Source organism: Parageobacillus sp. VR-IP (genome assembly GCF_013357975.1).
Lineage (GTDB): Bacteria > Bacillota > Bacilli > Bacillales > Anoxybacillaceae > Saccharococcus > Saccharococcus caldoxylosilyticus.
This window is the reverse complement of the sequence record NZ_JABVYQ010000001.1, coordinates 315,317-339,061: the sequence shown is the minus strand read 5'-3', so window position 1 is coordinate 339,061 and position 23,745 is coordinate 315,317. Positions and strand designations below refer to the sequence as shown.

Annotated in this window: 23 protein-coding genes; 7 read left to right on the top strand and 16 right to left on the bottom strand. The window is 42.8% G+C overall.

Annotated features, from left to right (window positions below; translation table 11 throughout):
- Nucleotides 1-18: 18 nt before the first annotated feature.
- Genes mtnA through HT574_RS01825 form a run of 4 tightly spaced genes read left to right on the top strand, consistent with a single transcriptional unit; the run spans nt 19 to nt 4,717 of the window.
- Complete coding sequence (gene mtnA, locus HT574_RS01840) at nt 19-1,089, top strand: S-methyl-5-thioribose-1-phosphate isomerase (RefSeq protein WP_175243264.1); 1,071 nt, start codon at nt 19-21, stop codon at nt 1,087-1,089.
- Nucleotides 1,076-2,218, top strand: a complete 1,143-nt coding sequence (locus tag HT574_RS01835; protein ID WP_175243263.1) for a sugar ABC transporter substrate-binding protein — start codon at nt 1,076-1,078, stop codon at nt 2,216-2,218. The genes mtnA and HT574_RS01835 overlap by 14 nt, the downstream gene beginning before the upstream one ends.
- On the top strand, nt 2,215-3,762 hold the full coding sequence (locus HT574_RS01830; RefSeq protein WP_175243262.1) for a sugar ABC transporter ATP-binding protein: 1,548 nt from the start codon (nt 2,215-2,217) through the stop codon (nt 3,760-3,762). The genes HT574_RS01835 and HT574_RS01830 overlap by 4 nt, the downstream gene beginning before the upstream one ends.
- A complete protein-coding gene (locus tag HT574_RS01825) occupies nt 3,707-4,717 on the top strand; it encodes an ABC transporter permease (RefSeq protein WP_017436224.1) in 1,011 nt (336 codons plus the stop codon). Before HT574_RS01830 ends, HT574_RS01825 begins: the two co-directional genes overlap by 56 nt.
- A 47-nt stretch (nt 4,718-4,764) precedes the next feature.
- Here the strand turns inward: HT574_RS01825 and HT574_RS01820 are convergent, their stop codons facing one another.
- On the bottom strand, nt 4,765-5,271 hold the full coding sequence (locus HT574_RS01820) for a methylated-DNA--[protein]-cysteine S-methyltransferase (protein WP_175243761.1): 507 nt from the start codon (nt 5,269-5,271) through the stop codon (nt 4,765-4,767).
- Nucleotides 5,261-7,483: a PAS domain-containing sensor histidine kinase gene (locus tag HT574_RS01815; protein ID WP_175243261.1), complete on the bottom strand. Its 2,223-nt coding sequence runs from the start codon at nt 7,481-7,483 to the stop codon at nt 5,261-5,263. Before HT574_RS01815 ends, HT574_RS01820 begins: the two co-directional genes overlap by 11 nt.
- Nucleotides 7,484-7,680: 197 nt before the next feature.
- On the opposite strand from HT574_RS01815, the gene HT574_RS01810 reads away from it, so the two are divergent.
- Nucleotides 7,681-9,453: a B12-binding domain-containing radical SAM protein gene (locus tag HT574_RS01810; protein WP_175243260.1), complete on the top strand. Its 1,773-nt coding sequence runs from the start codon at nt 7,681-7,683 to the stop codon at nt 9,451-9,453.
- A 12-nt stretch (nt 9,454-9,465) separates the two neighbouring features.
- On the opposite strand, the gene HT574_RS01805 is transcribed toward HT574_RS01810, so the two are convergent.
- Genes HT574_RS01805 through HT574_RS01795 form a run of 3 tightly spaced genes read right to left on the bottom strand, consistent with a single transcriptional unit; the run spans nt 9,466 to nt 9,919 of the window.
- A complete protein-coding gene (locus tag HT574_RS01805; protein WP_175243259.1) occupies nt 9,466-9,609 on the bottom strand; it encodes a hypothetical protein in 144 nt (47 codons plus the stop codon).
- Nucleotides 9,606-9,767 (bottom strand): hypothetical protein, encoded by a 162-nt coding sequence (locus tag HT574_RS01800; protein ID WP_017436229.1) that lies wholly within the window; start codon nt 9,765-9,767, stop codon nt 9,606-9,608. The genes HT574_RS01805 and HT574_RS01800 overlap by 4 nt, the downstream gene beginning before the upstream one ends.
- A complete protein-coding gene (locus HT574_RS01795) occupies nt 9,764-9,919 on the bottom strand; it encodes a hypothetical protein (protein WP_017436230.1) in 156 nt (51 codons plus the stop codon). Before HT574_RS01795 ends, HT574_RS01800 begins: the two co-directional genes overlap by 4 nt.
- Nucleotides 9,920-10,019: 100 nt before the next feature.
- On the opposite strand from HT574_RS01795, the gene HT574_RS01790 reads away from it, so the two are divergent.
- Nucleotides 10,020-10,367 (top strand): DUF3905 domain-containing protein, encoded by a 348-nt coding sequence (locus HT574_RS01790; protein ID WP_175243258.1) that lies wholly within the window; start codon nt 10,020-10,022, stop codon nt 10,365-10,367.
- Nucleotides 10,368-10,619: 252 nt separating this feature from the next.
- Here HT574_RS01790 and HT574_RS01785 read toward each other — a convergent pair whose 3' ends face one another.
- The 8 genes from HT574_RS01785 to HT574_RS01750 all read right to left on the bottom strand — a co-directional run bounded on the left by HT574_RS01785 (nt 10,620) and on the right by HT574_RS01750 (nt 19,222).
- A complete protein-coding gene (locus HT574_RS01785; protein WP_175243257.1) occupies nt 10,620-11,870 on the bottom strand; it encodes an MFS transporter in 1,251 nt (416 codons plus the stop codon).
- 352 nt (nt 11,871-12,222) lie between these two features.
- Nucleotides 12,223-12,402, bottom strand: a complete 180-nt coding sequence (locus tag HT574_RS01780) for a hypothetical protein (protein ID WP_254698545.1) — start codon at nt 12,400-12,402, stop codon at nt 12,223-12,225.
- A gap of 5 nt (nt 12,403-12,407) precedes the next feature.
- Nucleotides 12,408-12,572, bottom strand: a complete 165-nt coding sequence (locus HT574_RS01775) for a hypothetical protein (RefSeq protein WP_175243028.1) — start codon at nt 12,570-12,572, stop codon at nt 12,408-12,410.
- A gap of 156 nt (nt 12,573-12,728) precedes the next feature.
- The gene (locus HT574_RS01770; RefSeq protein WP_175243256.1) at nt 12,729-13,556 is read right to left on the bottom strand and encodes a carbohydrate ABC transporter permease; all 828 of its coding nucleotides are present in this window, start codon (nt 13,554-13,556) and stop codon (nt 12,729-12,731) included.
- A gap of 15 nt (nt 13,557-13,571) precedes the next feature.
- The gene (locus tag HT574_RS01765; protein WP_175243255.1) at nt 13,572-14,471 is read right to left on the bottom strand and encodes a carbohydrate ABC transporter permease; all 900 of its coding nucleotides are present in this window, start codon (nt 14,469-14,471) and stop codon (nt 13,572-13,574) included.
- Between the two features lie 146 nt (nt 14,472-14,617).
- A complete protein-coding gene (locus HT574_RS01760; protein ID WP_175243254.1) occupies nt 14,618-15,889 on the bottom strand; it encodes an ABC transporter substrate-binding protein in 1,272 nt (423 codons plus the stop codon).
- A gap of 69 nt (nt 15,890-15,958) precedes the next feature.
- Complete coding sequence (locus HT574_RS01755; RefSeq protein WP_175243760.1) at nt 15,959-18,055, bottom strand: amylo-alpha-1,6-glucosidase; 2,097 nt, start codon at nt 18,053-18,055, stop codon at nt 15,959-15,961.
- Nucleotides 18,056-18,205: 150 nt separating this feature from the next.
- A complete protein-coding gene (locus HT574_RS01750; RefSeq protein WP_175243253.1) occupies nt 18,206-19,222 on the bottom strand; it encodes a LacI family DNA-binding transcriptional regulator in 1,017 nt (338 codons plus the stop codon).
- Nucleotides 19,223-19,420: 198 nt separating this feature from the next.
- Here HT574_RS01750 and HT574_RS01745 point away from each other — a divergent pair, with 198 nt between their 5' ends.
- On the top strand, nt 19,421-19,630 hold the full coding sequence (locus HT574_RS01745; protein WP_017436240.1) for an alpha/beta-type small acid-soluble spore protein: 210 nt from the start codon (nt 19,421-19,423) through the stop codon (nt 19,628-19,630).
- A gap of 37 nt (nt 19,631-19,667) precedes the next feature.
- On the opposite strand, the gene HT574_RS01740 is transcribed toward HT574_RS01745, so the two are convergent.
- The 3 genes from HT574_RS01740 to bcaP all read right to left on the bottom strand — a co-directional run bounded on the left by HT574_RS01740 (nt 19,668) and on the right by bcaP (nt 23,204).
- Nucleotides 19,668-20,882 carry an anti-sigma factor domain-containing protein gene (locus HT574_RS01740; RefSeq protein ID WP_175243252.1) on the bottom strand — a complete coding sequence of 405 codons (1,215 nt, stop codon included), beginning with the start codon at nt 20,880-20,882 and terminating at the stop codon, nt 19,668-19,670.
- Entirely contained in the window at nt 20,879-21,625 is a 747-nt protein-coding gene (sigI, locus tag HT574_RS01735) for an RNA polymerase sigma factor SigI (protein WP_026078553.1), read from the bottom strand. Before sigI ends, HT574_RS01740 begins: the two co-directional genes overlap by 4 nt.
- A gap of 160 nt (nt 21,626-21,785) precedes the next feature.
- Nucleotides 21,786-23,204, bottom strand: coding sequence for a branched-chain amino acid transporter BcaP (gene bcaP / locus HT574_RS01730; protein WP_175243251.1), 1,419 nt, complete (start codon nt 23,202-23,204; stop codon nt 21,786-21,788).
- Nucleotides 23,205-23,745: the final 541 nt, after the last annotated feature.

The following is a 23,745-nucleotide window of genomic DNA, read 5'->3' as shown; positions in this document are numbered from 1 at the left end:
AATGAAAGGAAGAACCATATGACAGAACCATTTGCAATCCCACGCTCTGTAGAGTGGAACGACACGCATATTACGATTTTAAATCAACAAAAGCTGCCGTTAGTGACGGAATATTTGCAATTGGAAAATATTAGGGACGTTTGGGAGGCGATTGCGTCGCTGAAAGTGCGCGGCGCCCCGGCAATCGGCATTGCTGCCGCTTACGGCCTCGCGCTTGCCGCCCGGCAATATGAAACAGAATCACTGGAACATTTTAAAAAACAGCTGCAAAAAGACCGTGACTACTTAGCAAGCGCCCGGCCAACAGCAGTCAATCTGTTTTGGGCGCTGGACCGCCTTGTTGCCAGCATCGCCCATGCTTCCTCTGTCAATGAAGCAAAAACAACGCTCGTCCATGAAGCGATTCGCATTCAAATTGAAGATGAGGACGTTTGCCGGCGAATCGGGGAACATGCGCTTTCCTTGTTTCAAAACGGCGACCGCATTTTAACGATTTGCAACGCCGGATCGATCGCCACCGCCCGTTACGGCACGGCGCTTGCCCCGTTTTATTTGGCGAAAGAAAAAGGAATGAATCTGCACGTGTACGCGTCGGAAACACGCCCTGTCCTGCAAGGGGCAAGATTGACGACGTGGGAATTAATGCAGGCTGGCGTAGATGTAACGCTTATTACCGATAATATGGCGGCACAAACGATCAAGGCGAAAAACATTACCGCCGTCATCGTCGGCGCTGACCGCATTGCCGCCAACGGCGATACAGCCAATAAAATTGGTACGTTTGGCCTTGCCTTGCTGGCTAAAGCATTCGGCATTCCGTTTTATGTAGCCGCGCCGCTGTCAACGATCGATTTAGCGACAAAAACAGGAGAAGAAATTCCAATCGAGGAACGCAAACCAGAGGAAGTGACACATATCGCCGGAACGCCGATCGCCCCGGAAGGAGTAAACGTCTATAATCCGGCCTTTGACGTTACGCCGCACCATCTCATTACGGCTATCATTACCGAACATGGCATCATTCGCGGCAATTATGAAACGGAACTTCCAGCACTATTTGCAAAGGAGGAACAGCATGAAGCGATTTAGACTTAACTATTTATTGGCACTTCTTTTTTCCGTTATCGTCATCCTTAGCGGCTGCATGAACGAACAAGATGCCGTCAGTCCGAAACCGGCCAAACAAGAAAACGGCACGGCTGAGAAAGCAGCCGAAACGACGGCGGCAACCGAACAAGCAGAAATCCCTGATAAATTAAAGAAACCGATTAAAATCGCCGCCATTATGCAAATGTCGATTGGCACCTTTTCTTCGCAATATATCGCCGGCGTAAAAGAACAAGTGCAAAAATTTGGCGGCGAAGTGCAAATTTACAATGCGGACAACGATTTAACGAAAATGGCTTCTTATGTCGAAACAGCGATTACGCAAAACGTTGATGCGATTCTATTAGACCATGGCCGGGCGGATGCGCTCGAAGGACCGGTGAAAAAGGCGGTCGCGAAAGGCATTCCTGTCGTCGCGTTTGACAACGATTTAAACATCCCAGGCGTAACGGTCATTGACCAAGACGACTACAGCCTCGCCTGGAAGACGTTAAAAACGTTGGCTGAAGACTTAAACGGCGAAGGAAACATCGTCACGATTTGGGTCGGCGGATTTACACCGATGGAGCGGCGCCATGTGATTTACGATGCGTTTAAAAAACGCTATCCGAACATCAAAGAAGTGGCGAAATTCGGTACAGCCAGCGCCAATACCGCCTTGGACACGCAAACGCAAATGGAAGCGATTTTGAAAAAATATCCGAATAAAGGCGATATTGATGCGGTGTTTGCGACTTGGGACGAATTTGCCAAAGGCGCAACGCGAGCGATCGAACAAGCAGGACGCAATGAAATTAAAGTATATGGCATCGATTTAAGCGATGAAGATTTGCAAATAATGCAAAAGCCAAACAGCCCGTGGGTCGCTACGACCGCAACAGACCCGGCGGAAGTCGGCCGCGCCCAAGTCCGCTTTGCTTATCAAAAAATCGCCGGGGAAAGAACGCCAAACATTTATTCGCTAGAACCACATTTAGTCAAACGATCCGATTTGCCTAACCAACAAGTATCGATGAAAGACCTTCACCAATACATCGCCGGATGGGGACAGTCGAATGTGGCGGTTTCCCCTTGGATGAAAACGCTGGAAGCACAGGTGAAGAACAAATGAGCGGTCTTTATATGAATCATATTTATAAATCGTTTGGAACTATCAACGTTTTAAACGGCGTGAGCCTCCATGTTCGACCTGGGGAAGTTCACGCCCTTTTAGGGATGAATGGCGCCGGCAAAAGCACATTAATGAAAATTCTGGCAGGCGATCTTTCCCCTGATCAAGGTACGATTACCATTGATGGGAAAGAGCATCAGTTTTCCTCGCCTGCTGATGCCAAAAAGGCGGGCATTGGTTTAGTGGTTCAGGAAGTCGATACGGCTCTCTTTCCCGCCTTGACTGTCTATGAAAATATTGCCGCCGATGAGATCGCAAAGACAAAACAAAAGCCACTGCTTTCATGGAAACAACAAAAAGAACGGGCTTCAGAGCTGTTGCGCCGAGTCGGCCTGTCGATTTCGCCGGCCAAACTCATTCGCGAATGTTCCCTGCATGAAAAACAGCTGATTGTTCTGGCAAAAGTCCTGTCTTCTTCAGCACGCTACATCATTTTGGATGAGCCGACCGCCGCGCTGAGCGAGACGGAAACAAAGCGGCTGTTTACGATTATCAATGAACTTAAAGCGCAAGGCGTTTCCTTTATCTATATTTCCCACAAATTAAAGGAAATTAAAGAAATTTGCGACCGCGTCACGATTTTGCGCGATGGGAACGTCGTCCACCATGGCGATGTTGCCCCTCTTTCTCTAGAAGAAATGATCCGCTATATGGTAGGACGCTCTTACACAACGGCGCAAAGGGAAACCCGCACATACGGGGATGATCGTCTTTTTGAAGTGAAACAGCTTCATATCGCTAAAACAAATACAACGGTCGACCTTTACGTTCATAAAGGGGAAATTGTTGGCATCGCCGGACTTGTCGGAGCGGGAAAAACGGAGCTGGCGGAAAGTTTAATTGCCAGCAGCAAAACAACCGGCGAATGGTGGATCGACGGAAAACGTTATGCATTTGCTTCCCCAAAAGAGGCGATTGCGGCCGGCATTTGTTTAATTCCGGAAGAACGGAGAAAACAAGGACTTTTTCTTCAGGAACCAGTTCGCACCAATCTTACTGTCCGGCTACTATCTTCATTAACGAAATGGCTGTGGGTGCGGCAAAAAAAAGAAACATCCGTTGCCAAACAGCTTGTCGATTCCTTGCAAATTCACCCTCCTTTCCTGTCGACGAGCGTGCGGCAATTAAGCGGCGGCAACCAGCAAAAAGTCGTGATCGGGAAATGGTTAAAAACCGATGCGCGCATATTCATTTTTGACGAACCGACAAAAGGAATTGACATCAACGCCAAGCAAGAAGTATTTTCAATCATCCGTTCCCTTGCCGACGAAGGGAAAGCGATTTTGTATTTAACAAGCGAATTTCAAGAACTGCTTGATATTGCCGATACGATTTACATCATGGTGGACGGCAAGCTGATCAAACGCGTGCCCGCCCATGACATCACCTATGAACAACTCATTTATTACTGCAGCGGAGGTGAGATGGATGGCACAGCCAGCCGTTTCGGTCGCCAAGAAAAAGCAAGCGCCATCTCTTCTTGAATTTTTATATAAACATGGCACATTGCTTGCCATTCTCGTTGTCATCGCCTATTTTGGCATCACGCAAGACCGCTTTTTTACGTACGAAAATTTCAGCGATATTTTGCGCTCGATTTCCATCGTCACGCTCGTTGCGATTGGCATTACGTTTTCCCTTATTGTCGATGGATTTGATTTATCCGTCGGCTCGACCGTCAGCCTGGCAACCATCGCCAGCGCCGCGGCGCTCGTATTATACCGCCAGGAAATTCTCGTTACTTTGCTTGTTCCGCTTTTACTGGGAATTGCCGTCGGCTTGTTAAACTCGTTATTAATTGTGAAATTAAAATTGCCGGATTTATTGGCTACACTGGCAACGATGTACGCGATTAACGGTGTGCAGCTGACATATACGAAAGGATTTTCCATTTACAACGACATGCCGCTTCCAGACGGAGGAACGGCGCCGGGCAAATTTATTCCTTCCTTTTTATTTATCGGTCAAGGGGAAGTGTTCGGCATTCCGTTTTCCGTTTTGCTTATGTTAATCATTGTCATTGCTTCCCATTTGTTTTTGACGTACACCAAACCAGGGAGATTGTTTTATATGACGGGGGAAAATCTTGAAGCAGCACGGCTTTCGGGTATTCCTGTCAACCGCTATCGCACGTATGCATATGTCATCAGCGGTTTTTTCGCGGCGCTTGGCGGCATTGTTCTCGCCTCTCGCATCGGAACCGGGCAAGTATCGGCCGGAGCTTCCTTTTTAATGGACGGCGTAGCGGCCGCATATATCGGCTTTTCTGTATTTGGCGCCGGAAAGCCGAATGTCATCGGCACGCTGTTTGGCTCGATTCTAATGGGGGTTTTGCTCAACGGATTGACGATGATGAACGTTCCATATTACGCTCAGGATATTATTAAAGGGGTTATTTTAGTAGGAGCGCTCGCTTTATCGCATATACAAAAAAAATAGGAATGTTTCATTCATGCGCATAAAAAACTAGAAGCGGACCGCAGCTTCTAGTTTTTTTCTGTCATACTATACCGTTGCTCGAGCTTGAGCAGCTTCGCCTTGACATCGATGCGGCTGCCAGCGTATCCCGTCAGCGCACGGTTTTTTCCGATCACACGATGGCAAGGAACGATAATGGCCAGCTCGTTGGCGCGGTTTGCTTGTCCTACCGCCCGCACCGCTTTAGGGCGGCCGATTTTACTCGCAATATCACTGTAGCTAACCGTCGTTCCGTACGGAATTTCACAAAGCGCCTGCCATACTTGTTCTTGAAAATCCGTTCCTTTCCATTTCAAAGGCAGGTTAAACGTTTTCCGTCTGCCCCGAAAATATTCATCGAGCTGTAAGACAGCATTTTCTAATAAGGAAGAACGGCTTTTTATCATTTCATATTGCTGGCAAAGCTCGCGCCAATCTTCCTCAAACAGCTGGACACTGACGATCGCTTCACCGTCGGAAACGACATAGATATTTCCGAGCAAATCAGATGGATAGATGCTGAATTCAAATTTCATCATGATCGTCCTCTTTCTCTACTCTTTTGATCGGGAGGGTAATATGGAATGTTGTACCGACACCAACTTCGCTTTCTACATCAATTTTTCCTTGGTGTTCCTCTATGATTTTATAGCTAACCATCAATCCTAGTCCAGTACCGCGCTCTTTTGTGGTATAAAACGGCTCGCCGAGCTTTTTAATTTTATCTTGCGGGATGCCGCAACCTTGGTCAGTAATGGAAATGCGAATGTGGTTGTCGTCGCTCTGCCGGATGCGAACGGTAACATCTCCGCCTTTTGGCATCACTTCAATCGCATTTTTTAATATATTGATAAACACTTGCTTTAGTTGGTTTGGCTCGCAATAAATAGGCGGGAGCTGCGGGACGAAATCCGCGATAATCTGCACGCTGTGCATCATTGCTTGCACGTTGATTAAATCGATCGTATCCTGCATGATTTTGCATATGTCGTTTTGCTGGTATTGAATCGCCTGTGGCTTGGCAAGAACGAGAAATTCGGTAATAATGGATTCAATCCGTTTTAATTCAGACATAATGACGTTAAAATACATCGAATAATCTTCTTTAATGCTTCCTTGCAATAACTGAATAAATCCTTTCAGCGCTGTCATCGGATTGCGGATTTCATGAGCAATGCCTGCGGCCAGTTCTCCCACTACATTCAAGGTATCTGATTTTCTTAGCTGCAGCTCCATCTCCTTTCTTTCGGTAATATCGCGGAGCATCATCATTCCGACGCCAGGGATGATTTCTTTTTTGAGTGCAAATTCGATAATTTTCTGCTTGCCATCATTGGAAAAGTCGACCTCGGCATACGCTTCGCCAACACGCTCGCTTTGTTGAATCAACTTACGGAAATGCTTGCGCGCCTTTTCCGGTATAAATTCTGTAATCGGCCGGTGAAGCAGTTGTTCTTTCCCCGCTTGGAATATTTCGCAGGCAATCGGGTTTACGTCCAAAATACGATACCCTTGGCCCCATAACAATATTCCATCCATCGCATGGTCAAAAATGCTGCGGAATTTTTGCTCGCTTTCGCGCAGTTCCCTTTCTATTTTTCTTCGTTCCGTCACGTTGCGGAAAATCGTCAAATGATATCCATCTATTGCCCCTTTTTTCATCGTAAATTCCAGCTGCTTGTCTTCTCCGTTAGGCATATGAAACGTCAGTTCATCGCGGATTTCTCCATTTTTGCGAAATTCTGCAAAAATGCGCTTTACTTTTTCGTCGTTATGATCAAGGAAATCAAGCAGATTTTTCCGCACAAGCAAATTCAGCGGCAGTTCGAACGTCCGGCTTGCGGCACGGTTGGCATTCAAAATATACCCATAGTCATCCCATATTAAAATCGCCTCGTGCGCCTGCTCGAAAATGGCGCGAAACCTTTCTTCGCTTTTTTGCAGTTTAATCTCCATGTTTTTCCGATCAGTCACATCGCGCATAATTGCCATATAAAAACCGCTATATACATTGGATGTCGTTGTCAGCTCAAACATTTTGACCGTGCCGTCCAAACGGACAAGCGACAGCTCCCCTTTTGCCGTTCCTTTTTCCTTCAGCTCGGCAAGCAGGCGGACAAAATCATCGACATCTTCTTTGGCGATGAACTGCTGAAACGACAAATTCAACAATTTCGCCTTCTCTAGATTTAAACTCATGCAAAAAGCGGGATTCACATCGATAAACCGGCCGAATTCGTCAAAAATAACAATGCTGTCCACAGCCCGGTTAAACACGTCTTTAAACAAAAACTCATGCATAATCCGTTCCCGCTCCAACGCTTTATGTGCGGAAATATCGCGCATAATCACCAAATCGTATTCGTTAAACGCATCTTTTTTCATGGAAAACTCAATATGCTTCACTTTTCCGTTCGCCAGCTTGATCAACAGCTCGTCGCTGAATGCCCCAAACTTATGTAACATCGACTGCTGAAACATTAAAATATCCGGTGGGACTAACTCGAGAAACATCGACAATTTTTTGCCAATAAGCTCGCATTTATCCATTTCAAACAGTTTGCAAGCCGCTTCATTCACATCAACAAACTCACCGTGTTTATTAAAAATGACAATCGCGTCTAATGAACGTTCAAAAATGATTGAATAGCTGTTTAACCGTTCCTTTAACCGTCTATTTTCTTCTTCTAACAATCTTACGTCCACTACTACGTTTTTTTCTTCACGGGGAGAAAGGTTACGGCTCATATTGATCTCTCCTTCTCCATACCATATCAAATTAATATATATTCTCTATGGAAAATTTTACTCCTTCCCTATTTTTTAAAAATTCCACACAAATAAATTTTTGCAATGTTCGACAAGTTTTTTTCCTTTTTCTTTTGTCTAAAATATGATATATTAAAGTGTTGTTTTTTTATGCATTGGCAAAGGGGTTTGTTCCGATGAAAATTATTTGTACAACGCTAAACTCGAAATATATTCATATGAACTTAGCGATTCGTTACTTAAAAGCGTATGCCCAGCCGGAATTTGATATAGAGCTTGTCGAATATACCATTAAGGATCCGGCAATGAATATTGTGACCGACCTTTATCGAAGAAAGCCGGATATTATCGGATTCAGCTGTTATATTTGGAACATTGAAGAAACGATTAAAGTGGTGAAAATACTAAAAAAAGTCGCTCCCGATGTTACGATCGTGGTGGGCGGACCGGAAGTATCCTATGATGTGAGCGAATGGATGAAGACGGTACCGGAGTTTGATTTTATTGTCATCGGCGAAGGAGAAGAGACGTTTAAACAGTTCTTGCTGGAGATGCAAGGAAACCGTGATTTCCGTCATATTCATGGACTCGCGTTCCGCGATAATGGAAACATCGTAATTAACCCGCAGCGAAATAAGATTCGCTTAACGAACATGCCTTCGCCGTTTCGCTTTCCGGAGGATATTCCACATTTGCCGAAACGCATCGTCTATGTCGAAACAAGCCGCGGCTGCCCGTTCAGCTGCCAGTTTTGCCTATCTTCCATCGAGGTCGGCGTGCGCTATTTCGACCGTGAAAAAATTAAAGAAGATATCCGCTATTTAATGAAGCATGGCGCGCGCACGATTAAATTCGTCGACCGCACTTTCAACATCAGCCGCAGCTACGCGATGGATATGTTTCAATTTCTTATTGACGAACATGTTCCTGGGACGGTGTTTCAATTTGAAATTACCGCCGATATTATGCGCCCCGAGGTCATTGAGTTTTTAAATAAAGAAGCGCCGCCGGGGCTGTTCCGCTTTGAGATCGGTGTACAATCGACAAACGATGAAGTCAACCGGCTGATTATGCGCAAGCAAAATTTTGCCAAGCTAACGCGCACGGTCACGATGATTAAAGAAGGCGGAAAGATTGCGCAGCACCTCGATTTAATTGCCGGTCTTCCGGAAGAAGACTATACATCATTCCGCAAAACGTTTAACGACGTTTTCGCTCTCCGTCCCGAAGAATTGCAGCTCGGCTTTTTAAAAATGCTTCGCGGCACCGGTCTTCGCCTTCGCGCGAAAGACTACGGCTACGTATTTATGGACCATGCCCCATACGAAGTCTTGCAAAATAATGTGCTTTCTTTTGATGACATCATCCGCATTAAACAAGTGGAAGATGTGTTAGAGAAATATTGGAACGCGCATCGGATGGATGAGACGATCGAATATTTGGTAACAAGCGTATTCCCATCGCCGTTTGATTTCTTCCAAGAATTCGGCACATATTGGGAGGAACGCGGCTGGGCGAAAATCGGACATCAGCTCGAAGACTTATTTCGCCGTCTATATGAATTTTTGCAGACCAAAAAACTGGATGAACTTCCAATCATTGAAGCGTTAATGAAATATGACTATTTACGCAACCAAAAACATAAACCGCGCAAACCATGGTGGGAAGAAAAAACAGACAAATCGCTACGTTCCTCCCTTTATCGCCAGCTGCTTGAACATCCGGAACAGTTGGGGAACGAATTCGTATCACTGGAACTGAATGAAAAAGAATTATTTAAACATACGGTCATGGAAATGATCGAATTTGACATCGGCCATTATAAAAAAACAAAAGAAATACGTCTTATTCCAACGGTGATGATTGCTTATTTTGATCCCGTTCAATTGCAGACGAAAATTTTTTCCGCACCGCTATCTTCCTTTTCGAATGTGGCAATAAAAAAGTAGGGAGGCGCTTCCCTACTTTTTCTTTTGCTTTTTCTGTTGTTTCATTTCTTCCATTAGCTGAAACGGTTGGTGGGCGTTAAAGTCGCCAAATTCAAACGCCATTTCCTCGCGTGCTTCGTTATATGGACGCTCTCGTTTTTCTTCTCCCGACTTCATTGTCCGTCTCCTTGGCGCCCTTTTTTCGAATTGCGGTTCGCCCCGCGGATCATGTCTTCTTCTCCCGCATACTGGGCGGCAAATTCCGTATCCGGCAAGCTTTCTGTCGGTGTCTTATTATTGTTTTTCGCCGCATCAAATTTCACTTTCCTCTTCATTCTTGATCTCCCTCCTGAGAAGTTTTCTCATGTTTATAAGCGATTAAAACGATTTCTTCCCCTGTTTCTTCACGCAACTGTTTTTCCAGCTCTTGCACTTTTTTTAATGTCCGCTCTTGCAGGCGAGCAACTGGAAATGAACTGCTTTTCATGGGCATCCCCCTTTACCATTTTTCTTATTTTCCCTTAAACACGGCATGGTTTATTCATAAAAAATATATTTTCGTTCACACTACAATAGAGGTGATCAACATGGATAAAGATAAAAAAGCCGAATCGCCAATTCTTGATGAGACCATGCCTCATCAAATCCATGCTCCATCATTCAAAGGAACTGGTATAAACATGCAGGCTCCATTTGTCAATAAATATGGTGTTGTGATTGGCGACAGCAAATATAACTCGCCAAATTCGCCGCTGAATCACTGGAGCGATGATATCGATCCAAGCATGATGGCAGGCGAGGAATGGGTGCATCCAACCAACGACATCGGCTGGAATGCCGAGGAAAATCGCGAGCTTCTCGAAGCAAAACGTCAGTCACAAGGGGTTCCATCATTTATGCACCCAAGCCTTGATACAAGCTATGGGCAAGATTAGCCTAAAGCCTCGCTTTCCTTTTCTCGTTTCGCGACAAAATTTATTGACGTTTTTCAAAAAGCCAAAAAGGGATATCCTCACTATTGTGATATCCCTTTTTCTATGCTTGTGTTGCTATATTTAATCCGTTTACGGGTTTACATCGCTCTTTTCATTAAAAAGTTCTATGCATGTTTCGCGTCATCGAAAGGAAGCCGATGAGTAATCGTATCAAGTCATTGCTTTGCTTTTACATCTTTGCCCCTGGAAATATTACTGCTTTCCTGTTGCTTTCTCTCCTTCATTTTCTGGTTGAATCGCTATGAATGTGATGGCACCGGCAAGAAAACATAATGCAACTAACAGAAACAGCAGCGTGGACGTCTCCCTTTTCATCAGCAGTGCAGCAAGCGGCGGCCCCGCAGCGACACCGATAAATCTTAGTGAACTATAAAACGAGGTCACCGTTCCCCGTTCTTTTTTTTCAATTCCTTCCGTAATCAGCGCATCCAAACACGGCAGCATTACGCCAATGCCAATGCCGGCAAGCGAAAAAAAAGCAACCATCCACCAAAGAGACGGAAAAAACTTGACAGCCATGATCGCCGCTCCGGCAAGCACACCGCCAGCAGCAATTACCCATTTCATTAACGTTTTATTTTCACCGATTTTCTTTCCCGTAATAAACGATGCCGCACAAAGCGCGCCAAGCGGAATGGCGAGCACCCATCCTTTTTTTATTCCATCGATGCCGTAATCTTCAAGACGGCTGGATAAGAAAAAAAGAAACGCAAATAAAACGAGCATTGACAGACCTCCAATAGCAAAAATCGCATATAGCCAACGCCCTTCTCTTTGAAAAATCATTTTTACATTTCGTAAAAATTGCCGAAACGGAAGGGGATGATCCTGTTTCGAAGAAGATTTTATAAAAAAAAGCATCATCGCAAGCGAAAGAGCACAAAATAGCGGAAAGGCGAAAAACGGCAAAAACCAAACGATGCTTGCAAACATCGCCCCTAAGATCGGACTTAATACTTTTCCAAACGTATTTGCTGTTTCAATGGTTCCTAGACAGCTGCTTGCCTCACTATCATTGGGAAATAAATCGCCGACAAGCGGCAGTACAATCGGGAATGCTCCCGCTGCCCCAAGCCCTTGCAACATCCTTCCTGCCACAATCATCCCGTACGGCTCATTCATTCTCCATGATGCCCATCCCGAAATAAGCCCTCCAATAGCCGCCAGCAATAAACTTGGAATAATCACTTTCTTTCTCCCAATCCGGTCGCTTATATATCCAGCAATCGGGATAAAAACAATTGCGACAACCGAATACATCGTAATGAGCAGACTCGATTGGAATGAAGTAATATGCAGTTGCTTTTCGATGGTCGGTAACACTGGTATTAACATCGAATTTCCAAGCGTCATTACCAGCGGTATCGATGCGAGCGATGCAATCATCCATCCTTTTCCTAACGATTTTCTTGCTGGTTTTGGCACTTGCTCTATCCACTCCATTGTTCATTCCTGCCTCTTATTTCATTAATGTTGTATGCTTATCATTTCCGTTTTTTCATGAAGCATGCAAATAAAAAAAGCCTTGCCCCCGGTATTGGACAAGGATATGAAAAATAAATAGTGCAAAAATCAGCTTTCAAAGCGCTTTTTTAAATTGGAAAAACCTTTCCCTTATTGAGAACCCTGAAAAATCCATTCAATGATGGCTGATTCATGATTATAAAGAGGATAACTACAATTCATCGAATAGAAGTAAACCGCCTTCTTCTGTGCAGAAGCTTCTTCGATGGAGATGGTAAGAAACTCCCACCTCTTCATGCAATGAAGGTGGGAGAGGTTCATCGAAAGTCGCTTATATAAGCCGATAAATACGCGCCTCATGCGGCCGCATGTGCAACAAACTGCTATTTTCTTGGATATCCGGATAATTACCAAGCACTATTTCCCCGCTTGTATGCAGCGAGCGATACAGGCAGCTTATAGTCATTTGCATGGCCACAATGGTTAAGAACGATAAACCAGCGAACGTCATCTAGTTCACGTATGTATGCATAAATATACGGCTCGTTTTCCGTATAGTCGTGGAATGTGCCATAATTTCGATAACTCCCTGCAAATCGCCAACACCATCTCCGTTCGAGTCGTAAAAACTGCGTCAATATACCTGATATACAACGCTTCTTTCCACCATGTCCGCTTCATCGTTTTCCCCTTCCGCACTAGGAACTTTACATTCAACATATGCTCCCTTACTTTTGCCGTTGAAACACTGAATGAAAGGCACCAAAATAACTATACAGCTTATCGACTTTGTAGATGGAACGAAAGCCTTTTCCATTAGCAAACAAGATATATAGATTATTTTCCACCTGTAAATGAAATACCTTTGATAAAGTAACGATTGAAAAACGCATAAATGACTAACACTGGTAATGTAAATACCATTGAGGCTGCCATAATATAGTTCCAATAACTGATGTATTGGCCCTTAAAGCTGTTTAAACCGAGCGGCAAGGTGAAAAGTTGCGGATCCGACAAAATAATCAGCGGCCGCATAAAATCATTCCACGAGCCCATAAAGACAAAAATCGCTTGTGCCGCCAAGGCAGGACGGGCAAGCGGCAAAACAATGCGGAAAAAAATGCCGAGCCGGCTCAGTCCATCTAATGCTGCCGCTTCTTCTAATTCTTTCGGGAAGTTAATAAAGAACTGCCGCATCATGAAAATAAAGGTGGCGTTAATCATCGTTGGTATAATCATTCCTTGATATGAATTCAGCCAGCCAAGCTGTTTTAAAATTAAATAGTTTGGAATCATCGTTACTTGTGCTGGAATCATTAATACCGCCAAAATAATGATAAACAACGACTTCTTCCCAGGAAATTGCAACCGCGCTAATGCATAACCTGCCATCGAGTTGAATAATAAATTCAGTATGGTTACGGTCACTGCAATGACGACGCTGTTCAAAAGCCAGCGTGGAAACATTTTTTGTTCAATGAAAATTTGTTTGTAATTATCAAGCGTAAAATGTTTCGGAATAAAGGAAATCGTTCCGCTAACGATTTCCTCCAGCGTTTTAAATGAAGAAGATAACGCCCATAAAAATGGGATTAATGTAATAACAGCATAAGCAATAAGAACTACGTACAAAAACGCTTTTCCAATTCCGATTTTCTTTTTCATTCCCCTTCCCCCTCCTTAATAAAGAGACTCTTCCTTCGAAAATTTTCGCTGCAATAACGTCGCGATTAAAATAATAATCGCTAAAGCAAACGCTAATGCCGCCGCATATCCCATCGTTCCTAACGTTTTAAAAGCGTATTGATAAATGAGAAGAACAACGGTAAGGGTAGAGTTGTTTGGCCCGCCTGAACCAGCGGAAAAAATATATGACTGGTCGAATAATTGGAATGTACCGATAAGCCCCATGATGACGACAAATGATGTCACTGGCCGCAAATATGGTACAGTTACGTACCAAAATTTTTGCAACACATTGGCTCCATCCAGCTCCGCGGCTTCATAAAGCGAATCTGGGATATCTTGTAGTGCTGCCAAGTAAATCACCATGAAGTATGGAGCAGTAGACCAAATGTTCATGATCATAATTGCGTTCAGTGCTACATCTGGATCACCTATCCAGTTATAAGTTGGCAATCCCAACACTTTCAAGACATGATTAATAAGTCCGTTTTGATTATACATCCACATAAAAATAAGGGTTAATACCGCAGAGGAGGTAAGCGTTGGCAAAAAGTATACGATTCGAAAAAACTTTTGTCCTTTCAATCCTGCGTTTAATGTTGCAGCTAACACAAGCGCCAATATGGTCTGACACGGGACTACAATTACAACATACTTAAGTGTATTCCAAAACGCGATTTTTGCCCGTGTATCATGTACAATGCGCTGAAAATTATCCAGGCCGACAAACTCAAATGTTGTTGTTCCAAGCATTTGCACTTTATGAAACGCAAGGAAAATCGCAAAAATAATAGGGCCAACGATGAATAAAAGCAAAACAAATAACGTTGGTGACATTAATAAATAGCCTGCTCCTGTTTCTCTCCACATTTTCTTTGAAAATGTTCGTTTCATCTCTCACATCTCCTTGCAGAGAATCTATTAAGCTATTCCCCTCTTTCTAGTATGGCAAACTTATCGTTACTAGAAAGAAGGGAACAGCCCAATAGGTATATTGGTTCTGGTAGAAGAAATGCCTTCTACCAGAACCTTAACTTTGATTACTTACTTTTGATTTCTTTATTTGCGGTTTTTTCTGCTTCTTTTAGCGCCTTATCCAACGGCCGTTCTCCCAAAAAGGCACTGACAAATTGGTTATTAAAGTTGTTGACGATAATTGGCAAGTTCTTTCCTTTTTGCCATACCGTTGCATAAGAAGCCCCCGCTACCAATGGGGCACGCAATGGATCTTTATCATATCCCAATTCTGCAGCAACGGATTTGCGTGTCGGCAGCGCATATCCTTTGCTGGTCCATGTTTTCATACCTTCTTTTCCTGTCAAATAGGAGATGAGTTCCCAAGCCGCCTTTTTCTTTTTCGAGTCTTTATTCATGACGTACGCCACCGTATAGGCCATCGTCGCCTTTTTGCCGTTAATCATTGGCACTTCAGCCGTTCCAAATTCTAAGTTCGGGAATGTATCTTGTAAAAACGGAATCGCCCAGTTTCCTTCAATCACCATTGCCGCCTTTCCTTGCCCAAACATCTCTCCGCCCCAAGTCGCGCCGACTTCATTAGGCTGTGCCGCTGATTTATCTTTTAAATGCATATCGATAATTGGCTGTAAAGCCTCTACTACTTTCGGATCAGCAAAGCTTGCTTTGTCATTTGTAACAACTTTTCCGCCTTTTGATTCAGCGATATAGTAAAGACGCGCTAACTCCGGCGCTACGCCAAAACCGTATACTTTTGTTCCTTTTGTTAATTTTTTGGCTACCTCGCGCAATTCATCCCATGTTTTTGGCACATCTACGCCTGCTTCTTTAAACATTTTTTTGTTATAAAATAATGCTAATGTGGAATAATCTTTAGGGAATCCGTAAATATGTCCATCTTTTCCTTTAAACGCATCAAGTAACGGTTTTTCGAAATCATTAATGTCAAAATCATCGGTAACATATTTATCAAGCGGTTCTAACGCTCCTGTTTCAATTAAGGCAGGTGCTTCAAAGGCGTCAAGATAGAAAACGTCTGGACCTTCGCCGCCGATTAAACGGGTTTTAATGACATCCATATACTGTTCCGAAATGACTTCCAGCTTCACTTTGATGTTCGGATGTTTCTTTTCAAATTCGTCTAGCGTTTGTTGCAATAGTTTTTGTTCACTCGGATTGCCGCCCCATCCGGCAAGCGTAACCTCTACTTTCTTCCCGCTGTTCCCGCTCGCATCTTGATTTGCGGCTTTCTCATTTCCTCCACCACAGCCAGCCAATACGCTTCCCATCAATACGAACGTAATGCCTAGAGCGGTTAACCACTTTTTCCCTTTCATGCCTTCCTACTCCCTTCCTTAAATTATTGATTTTCTATATAGACAGGGACGGCAATCCCACCCCTGCTATCAAACAATCACATCGTATCCTGTTGTGTTTTCATGAATGTCTACCTTTATCTCTTTTCCTTCACGGAAAACGGTTAATGACAGCCGTCCATTTCCAATCGCCATATTTTCTACTTTGAGAACATTCATAGAGTCAAGCAAGGTTGGAGAAAGATGAATCTCCTTGCGCAGACCATTTGGAAACAGACCTAGCATCGCCTGAATAAAAACAAGTGGCGTTCCTGCCGCCCATGCTTGCGGTGAACAAGCAACTGGATACGGGATCGGTTTTCCAAACGAACGACTATATCCACAAAATAATTCAGGAAGGCGATCATATTCGAAATGGGACGCCGCTTCGATTAGCCCTTCCATTATCGTCAGCGCTTCCTTTGATTTTCCCAGTTTGCTTAGTCCTAATAAAATAATGCTGTTGTCATGTGGCCAGACGCTGCCGTTGTGATAACTCATCGGATTGTATCCTGCTTCTCCTTCCGCCATCGTCCGAATCCCATATCCGGAAAACATGTTCGGTGAGAGAAGCATTTGAATAACAGCATTTTGTCGCTGCGTATCTAACATACCAGCAAACAATACATGACCTGGGTTCGAAGTGATCGTGCCAACTTGTTGTTTTTTTCCGTCTAATGCAATTGCGTAAAATTGCACCTCTTCCATCCAAAATGCCTCATCAAACTTTTCTTTTAATTCCGCTGCCTGTCGGCGAAGCAGAGACGCGCGATCCGGCTCACCAAGCTTCTCAAAAATATCAGCTAATCCTATTTTTGCCTGATACACGTATCCTTGGACTTCTACAAGCGCAATCGGAGGTTTTGCATACTCCCCATTTCGATGCACAATCGAATCCCTGGAATCCTTCCATCCTTGGTTGGCAATTCCTTTGCTTGACTCTTGATGATACTCGACAAATCCGTCTCCGTCGCGGTCTCCGTATTTATCAATCCATTGAAGTGCCGCCTCAATATGGGATTTCAACTGGCGAACCATATGATAATCTCCCGTCCATTTGACATATTCCGTAAGTAGAACTAAAAATAACGGAGTCGCATCAATCGTGCCATAATACGGCGTGAACGGAATTTGATTGGTGTTTGCCAATTCACCGAAACGAAGCTCATGCATAATTTTTCCCGGCTGTTCATCGCGCCAAGGATCCAATTTTTTTCCTTGATACTGTGCCATCGTTATTAAAGTTCCTTTTGCCACTTGCGGATAAAATGGCAGCATTTGCAACGCGGCGATGAGACTATCACGACCAAACGGAACGCCAAACCATGGGAGTCCGGCGACAGGAAACGGTCCATATCCCAAATCGGTTAATAATACCCGCAAATCAGCAATACCACGGTCTATCAAGCGTTGAAGCGGTTTATAATCCGTTGTTACTTTCGTAATTTTTTGGTGCCATTCATGGTAGGAAGCCTTAAGCCGGCGCAGCGCATCGTCTTTATCTATCATGATTTTTTGTGCAGTTTGCCCACCGATTTGCGGTTGAATCATGAAAGTAACCGCCTGTTCTTCGCCATGGCGAAGTGAAAAAGAAAAGACTACTTCTCCTCTATCATCAACGGATACGGCGGGACGATCCCATGTAATAACCGTTGCCCGATGAATGTTATCCGCCCCTATGTAATGAAACGTCAATTTATTTCCATCAATGGTTTGGCCTGTACGATTGCCGACTTTTCCCGTTTGGAAGCCGCGGACAATAAACATATCCGCGAAGTCGACATCGAATGAAACACTCATTTCAAATGCAATTGGTTTCGGAAAATAATTATTCAATTTGATCGTTTCATATAACACACCGTTATAAATAAAGCGTTTTCGTTCAATCTGTACGGATTCCCGCCATAAAACTGTTTGTCCTTCTTTTTCGATAGGCGGGTTGGTTAGCAAAATGGTTGCCATATAATTTTCAGCAGCGTCCGAGGAAAGTAATACTGGCTCTTCTCCATTGATACACAGCGAAAATTCACTTAAAAATCTTGTGTCTTTTGTATATAGACCTAACCCATAAGGATGGGATTTAGGAATATTCCCTTTTTCGTCTGTCAAAAAAAATACGTCGTTTTCTTTAATCACTCGATAGTCCATAGCAATCCCCCATTTGATCCGAAACGTTTTGGATTTTAGGTAAATCCAAAACGTTTTCATTTTTGGCACTCCTCTGCGAAACGAAACAAAGTGGATATATTCTGAATCCAAAACGTTTCCGATTATGCGCGGTGAAAAACCACAATGAAATTAATCGTAGTTTTTCACCGTCGACTCACGTATTTTTAATTCTGTTTCTAAAATCTTCACATGGGATGTCGCTTTCCCCTCAAGCATATGAATAAGCAGCTTCGCCGCTTCATATCCCATGGCAAATTTATTTTGGGCAATCGTTGACAATGGCGGGGTAGCATACGAAGCAAGAATAATATCATCATATCCGATGATTGCAACATCATTCGGAATCCGCTTTCCAAGCCGTTTTGCCGCTTTTATCACGCCCAGAGCCATTAAGTCACTGGCGCAAAAAAACGCGGTAATATGCGGATAGTTTGTTAACAAACGCAACGCTTCCCGTTCTGCATTATCCTCGCGAAATTCCCCATCTGCAATCCATTCTTCATGAATTGGCAATCCTGCTTCCAACAATGCCTCTTTAAATCCTTTTAGCCGCTGTTCGCTAACAAATGCATAACTGTATCCATTGATCATTGCAATGTTCTTATGTCCCAATGATATTAAATGCTCTACCGCCTTTTTTGCACCAAGCACGTTGTCAGTTGTCACGTATCCAACTGTTTCGGACTCAATTGGAATATCAATTAAAACACACGGAATATCACTTTCTACTACTTCTTGCAAATATGGATCGTCGCTGCGAATTCCTTGCAAAATCGCCCCATCTACTCGCCTTTCCCGGCATAGCTGTGTGTATGTTTTTTCCCTCTGTTTCGTTGAAGTGGTACTGAATAGTACCATATCATAATCAACTTCGCTGACATATTGGTTAACTCCAGCCAGCACTTCAAATGTGAAATTATCCTTCGCGCTTTCCCTTGTTAATCCTGAAACAAGCAAGCCAATCGTTTTGGACTTGTTCATGACAAGACCGCGGGCAAGCGTATTTGGACTATAGTTTAACTGTTTAGCAATTTCAATGATTTTTTGTCTTGTTTTTTCATTAACGTCCGAATATCCATTTAGTGCACGCGAAACTGTCGTAATGGAAACTCCGGCAACTTTAGCAATATCTTTAATCGTTGTCACAACTCTTCCTCCAAAACGTTTTGGATTGTTTTGCTGATTAAATTATAACCCACATCAGAAAGCGCTTGCAATATATTTTTTTGCCGACTCATGTCAAAAACTCACAGCAACCACTTCAATTCCCATCTATATAGGATTTGCAATCTACATATACTAAACTTGCCAAACAAATTACATTATGTTAGGAGGCTAAAAACAATGGCAAGATCGAGCAATAAACTTCTTGTTCCAGGAATTGAACAGGCATTAGAACAAATCAAATATGAAATTGCTCAGGAATTTGGTGTGCAATTAGGAGCAAATACAGTTTCTCGTGCAAACGGATCTGTTGGCGGCGAAATTACAAAACGCTTGGTTGCTCAAGCACAAAGCCAACTTTCTGGATCTGGCTTCCAAAAAACAGAATAACGTGGCACTCAAAGCCGAGTGGATTCACTCGGCTTTATTACATGGATTTGTTATTTCTCTTTTCGTAGTGATCACGTTCGGATGATTTTTGGAAGTTCTTATCATCCTTTCGTTTTCCATAATGTTCGTTCCGGCTATTGTTCTTTTTTTGATAATGTTTCAAGTGATCATCATAGGATCGATGAAAGTGATGATATTGACTGTTTTTTGTGGGTAATTTGCTATTTTTTTCAAATTCCTCATCGTTACTTTTTTTTTGTTCATCTTTTTCTTCAAATGGATAATGATGGTTTCGTGTTACTTTTTTTTCATTACTATTATTTTCTTCCCATTTCTGTTCATCTTTATCTTTCTTTTGTAATGAATGGTTGATCGCCTGTTGTTCATTTTTTTCATGGCCACTATCTTTATTTTTTTTGTCATTCTGTTCATCTAATGAGTGATCGTTCGCCTGCTGTTCATTCTTTTCACGGCCAATATTTTTGTGATCCTGCACATCTTTTTTGTTTGAAGAATGGTTCGTCTGCTGTTCATTTTTTTTATTCCCATCTTTTTGTTTCAGCGGTTTTTCTAATTTTTTCGCTTTTGGCGGCTTTGGTGAAACTGCTTTCATTTTTTGTTCCATTTGCAACAGTTTTCCCGTTGTCATTCCCTTTTCTACCGCTTTATTTCGTACTTCCATCGTGCTTTCTTCTGTCTTTACGATAATGTTTTTCTGCTGATACGAATGTTGAATTTTCATTAACTCTGTAGAAAGTTTCCGTGAAGATGCAGCACGGTGTTTTCTCTCCACCGTTGTAATCAATACTTGTCCACCTTTTTGCAAATATCCTTTTTTCATACTTAATTCGATAATTTCCTTGGTAATGACAACAAACGCTTCATTCTTCCAACGAGAAAGCTGTGAAGCAATCTTCTCTCCTTCCTCGTTATATGCCTTTAATTTTAGCACCTTTAGCTGTTCATCCACTCCAACCTCAATGCTTGGATTAATGTCAATGGACATATAAGCGTATACTTCATTGGAAGGAAAACGAAACAATGTGGCAATTAAAAGTACCGCTGCCGCAATGAGACTCACCGCAGCATATCGAAATGAACGGTGACGAACATAGGGTTTTTTCACCATCTTCGCTTCGATTTCTTCTCCTATTTCATACTCATCCTCTTTCTTTACTTGAATAAATTCCCCCTCTGGCGTCAATAATGTTACAAATTCTTCGTCTAGTTCTAATACAATCCCTTTTTTCACGATGGAAGCACCCCTTTTATATAATCCTTTAAATAAACGTAATCTCCCGCTAAAATAATGGCCACCGCAATAATGTATTTTCTGTTTCTCTCTATTGTCTTGCGGCTCACTTCGGCCATATTTTCCAATTGCTTAATGGGCAATTGCTTTTTTTGAAAAAGCTGCTTTAACAGCTCCTCATTATCAACCAACAACTTCGCGACGTTGATCGCGTTAATGCGGGCATCTTTATGCTTCGGCGATTGCTCAACAAGGTCGTGAAAATGAATGCCAAATTCCTTGAGCACTTGCTGGTAATGGATAATTTCCTCGCGGCGTTGCTCCTGCTCGATTTGTTTGTAAAATTCGTCTATCGACAATTTTGTATCTAAATATGTTTGCACAGCATTTTCATCTTCCTCATCCGTATGTAATACAACCTCCCTAACCTTGGCTTCTTTGCGGATGTAATCAATTAAACGTCTTTTAATAAGCAGCTCGGCGAAAGAAATGAAAGAGCCGCCTTTATGCGGCGAATATTTTTCAATCGCTTCATTAAACGCAATCAATCCGATACTCAGCTCATCATCTTCCTCACGAATAAACCGCTTGCACACGCTGGAAACGGTTTTTATAATAAATGGTTTATATTGCTGAATAAGCTGATTATGCAGCGTTTGATTACCTTTTTGAATTTCACATACCTGCTGTTCGATCGTTCTCTCCTTTTTTAACGAAAATAATATGCTAAACATGGATTTCACCCCATTTATCCAAGAGACGAACTAACGCTCCCTAGAATATCATTCGTAAATGTTAACGAAAATCTGATGGTTATTCAATCGGAAATTTGTTACATTTTTAGCCCCGCGTATAAGAAAAAAGACCTTTGCTGTAGGACAAAGGTCTTTGTCGCCCGATCGATTATCCCGCTTTTTCCTCCGACGATTTCTCTATATAGTTGAGCGTGCTGTGTTTGCGACCGTATACAAAGTAAATGACAAGACCGATTGCAAGCCATGATACGAAGCCAATCCATGTCAATCGCGGAAGCTGAAGAATTAAATACCCGCAAAAGGCAACAGCCAATAATGGAACAACCGGAACGAACGGTACGCGGAACGCACGTTTTAAATGAGGCTGTGTTTTTCGTAAAACAAGAATACCGATAGAAACAGTGATGAAAGCAAATAATGTGCCGATATTAGTAAGTTCTGCAAGTTTATTCAAAGGAATTACTCCTGCAAATACCGCAACAATAGCGCCTGTAATCCAAGTATTTACAAACGGCACTTGACGAGTCTGATTCACTTTCGAGAACACCTTCGGCAACAAGCCATCGCGGCTGATTGCGTAAAACAGACGGGTTTGCCCATACATCATTACAAGCAATACCGTTGTGATCCCAGCAATCGCTCCTAATGAAATAAAACCCGCAACCCAATCTTGGTGAATATAGTTTAACGCAAACGCAACAGGGTTTTTCACATCCAATTGTTCATATGGAACAATTCCAGTCAACACTAATGAAACCGCGATATATAATAACGTACAAACAAGCAGTGAAACAATGATTCCGATCGGCATATGCCGCTGCGGGTTACGCACTTCTTCCGCCGCAGTCGACACCGCGTCAAAACCGATGTATGCAAAGAAGACAGTCGCCGCACCGGTTGCTACCCCGGAAAACCCAAACGGCATAAATGGCGACCAGTTTTCCGGCTTCACGTACCATATACCAACAGCCAGAAACAGTAATACGACAGCGATTTTAATCACAACAATAATGGCATTAAAACGAGCTGATTTTTTTACACCAAGGTTTAACAAAAAGGCAATAAAAAGAACAATCAAAATTGCCGGTAGATCAATAAACGTTCCCTTCACCGGATCATAGGCATTCGTCAACACCTTTGGAAGCTCAATGCCAAATCCCGAAAGCAGTCCTTGGAAGTAGCCGGACCAGCCGACCGCAACGGCTGAAGAGGCTATACCATATTCTAAAATTAAATCCCAGCCTAAAATCCAGGCGATTAATTCTCCAAATGTCGCGTAACTATATGTGTAAGCGCTTCCAGATACCGGAACCGTTGAAGCAAACTCCGCATAACAAAGCGCCGCAAACACACAAGCAAGACCAGAAAGAACGAAAGAAAGAACCAATGCCGGACCGGCATGCTCTGCCGCTGCAACTCCAGTTAATACAAAAATTCCCGTACCAATAATCGCCCCAATACCGAGCATTGTTAAATCAAACGCACCCAAATCCTTTTTTAAGGAAGCGCCTTTTTGATCAGCCCCACTTAAAAGCATTTGTATCGTCTTTTTTCTAAATAAATTCATATAATGTCTCTCCTTGTCGTTTTTTGCGGAAAATTGTCGAAGAATACAATTAGGATTTTACATGATTCATTAATTTTTGTAAAGTTAGAAAATAATAAAAACGACAAAAAATTTTTGCCATTTTGTACGATGAATCTCTCCCACCTTTATTCTATGAAGTGGCGGGAATTTCTTGCCGCCTTCATTGAAGAAGCTTCTGTATAAAAAAAGCGGGATCATACTCTTTCCATTGGCAAGATCTTTTTACATTGGGATAGACTCCGCTGGATCTTCGCCGGCTTTTTATTCTGCAATCGGTGCAGGAAGCGTATTTTTTCCCTGTAATGAGAAGGGCTTGGCTGTTTTCGCAAAATGCTCCGATCGTATACACTTCCCCACGTTCAATTCGCCAGATATCTTTTCTCCTTCTGTTCATTTCACGGAGGGAGACTTATCCGGAAAAATGTTAAAACCACGGAATTATTTTCTTTAATCATAAATATTTATAATTTACAAATTTTTCAGATAAATATATAATAAATTTGTGTCAATTTTTTGAACA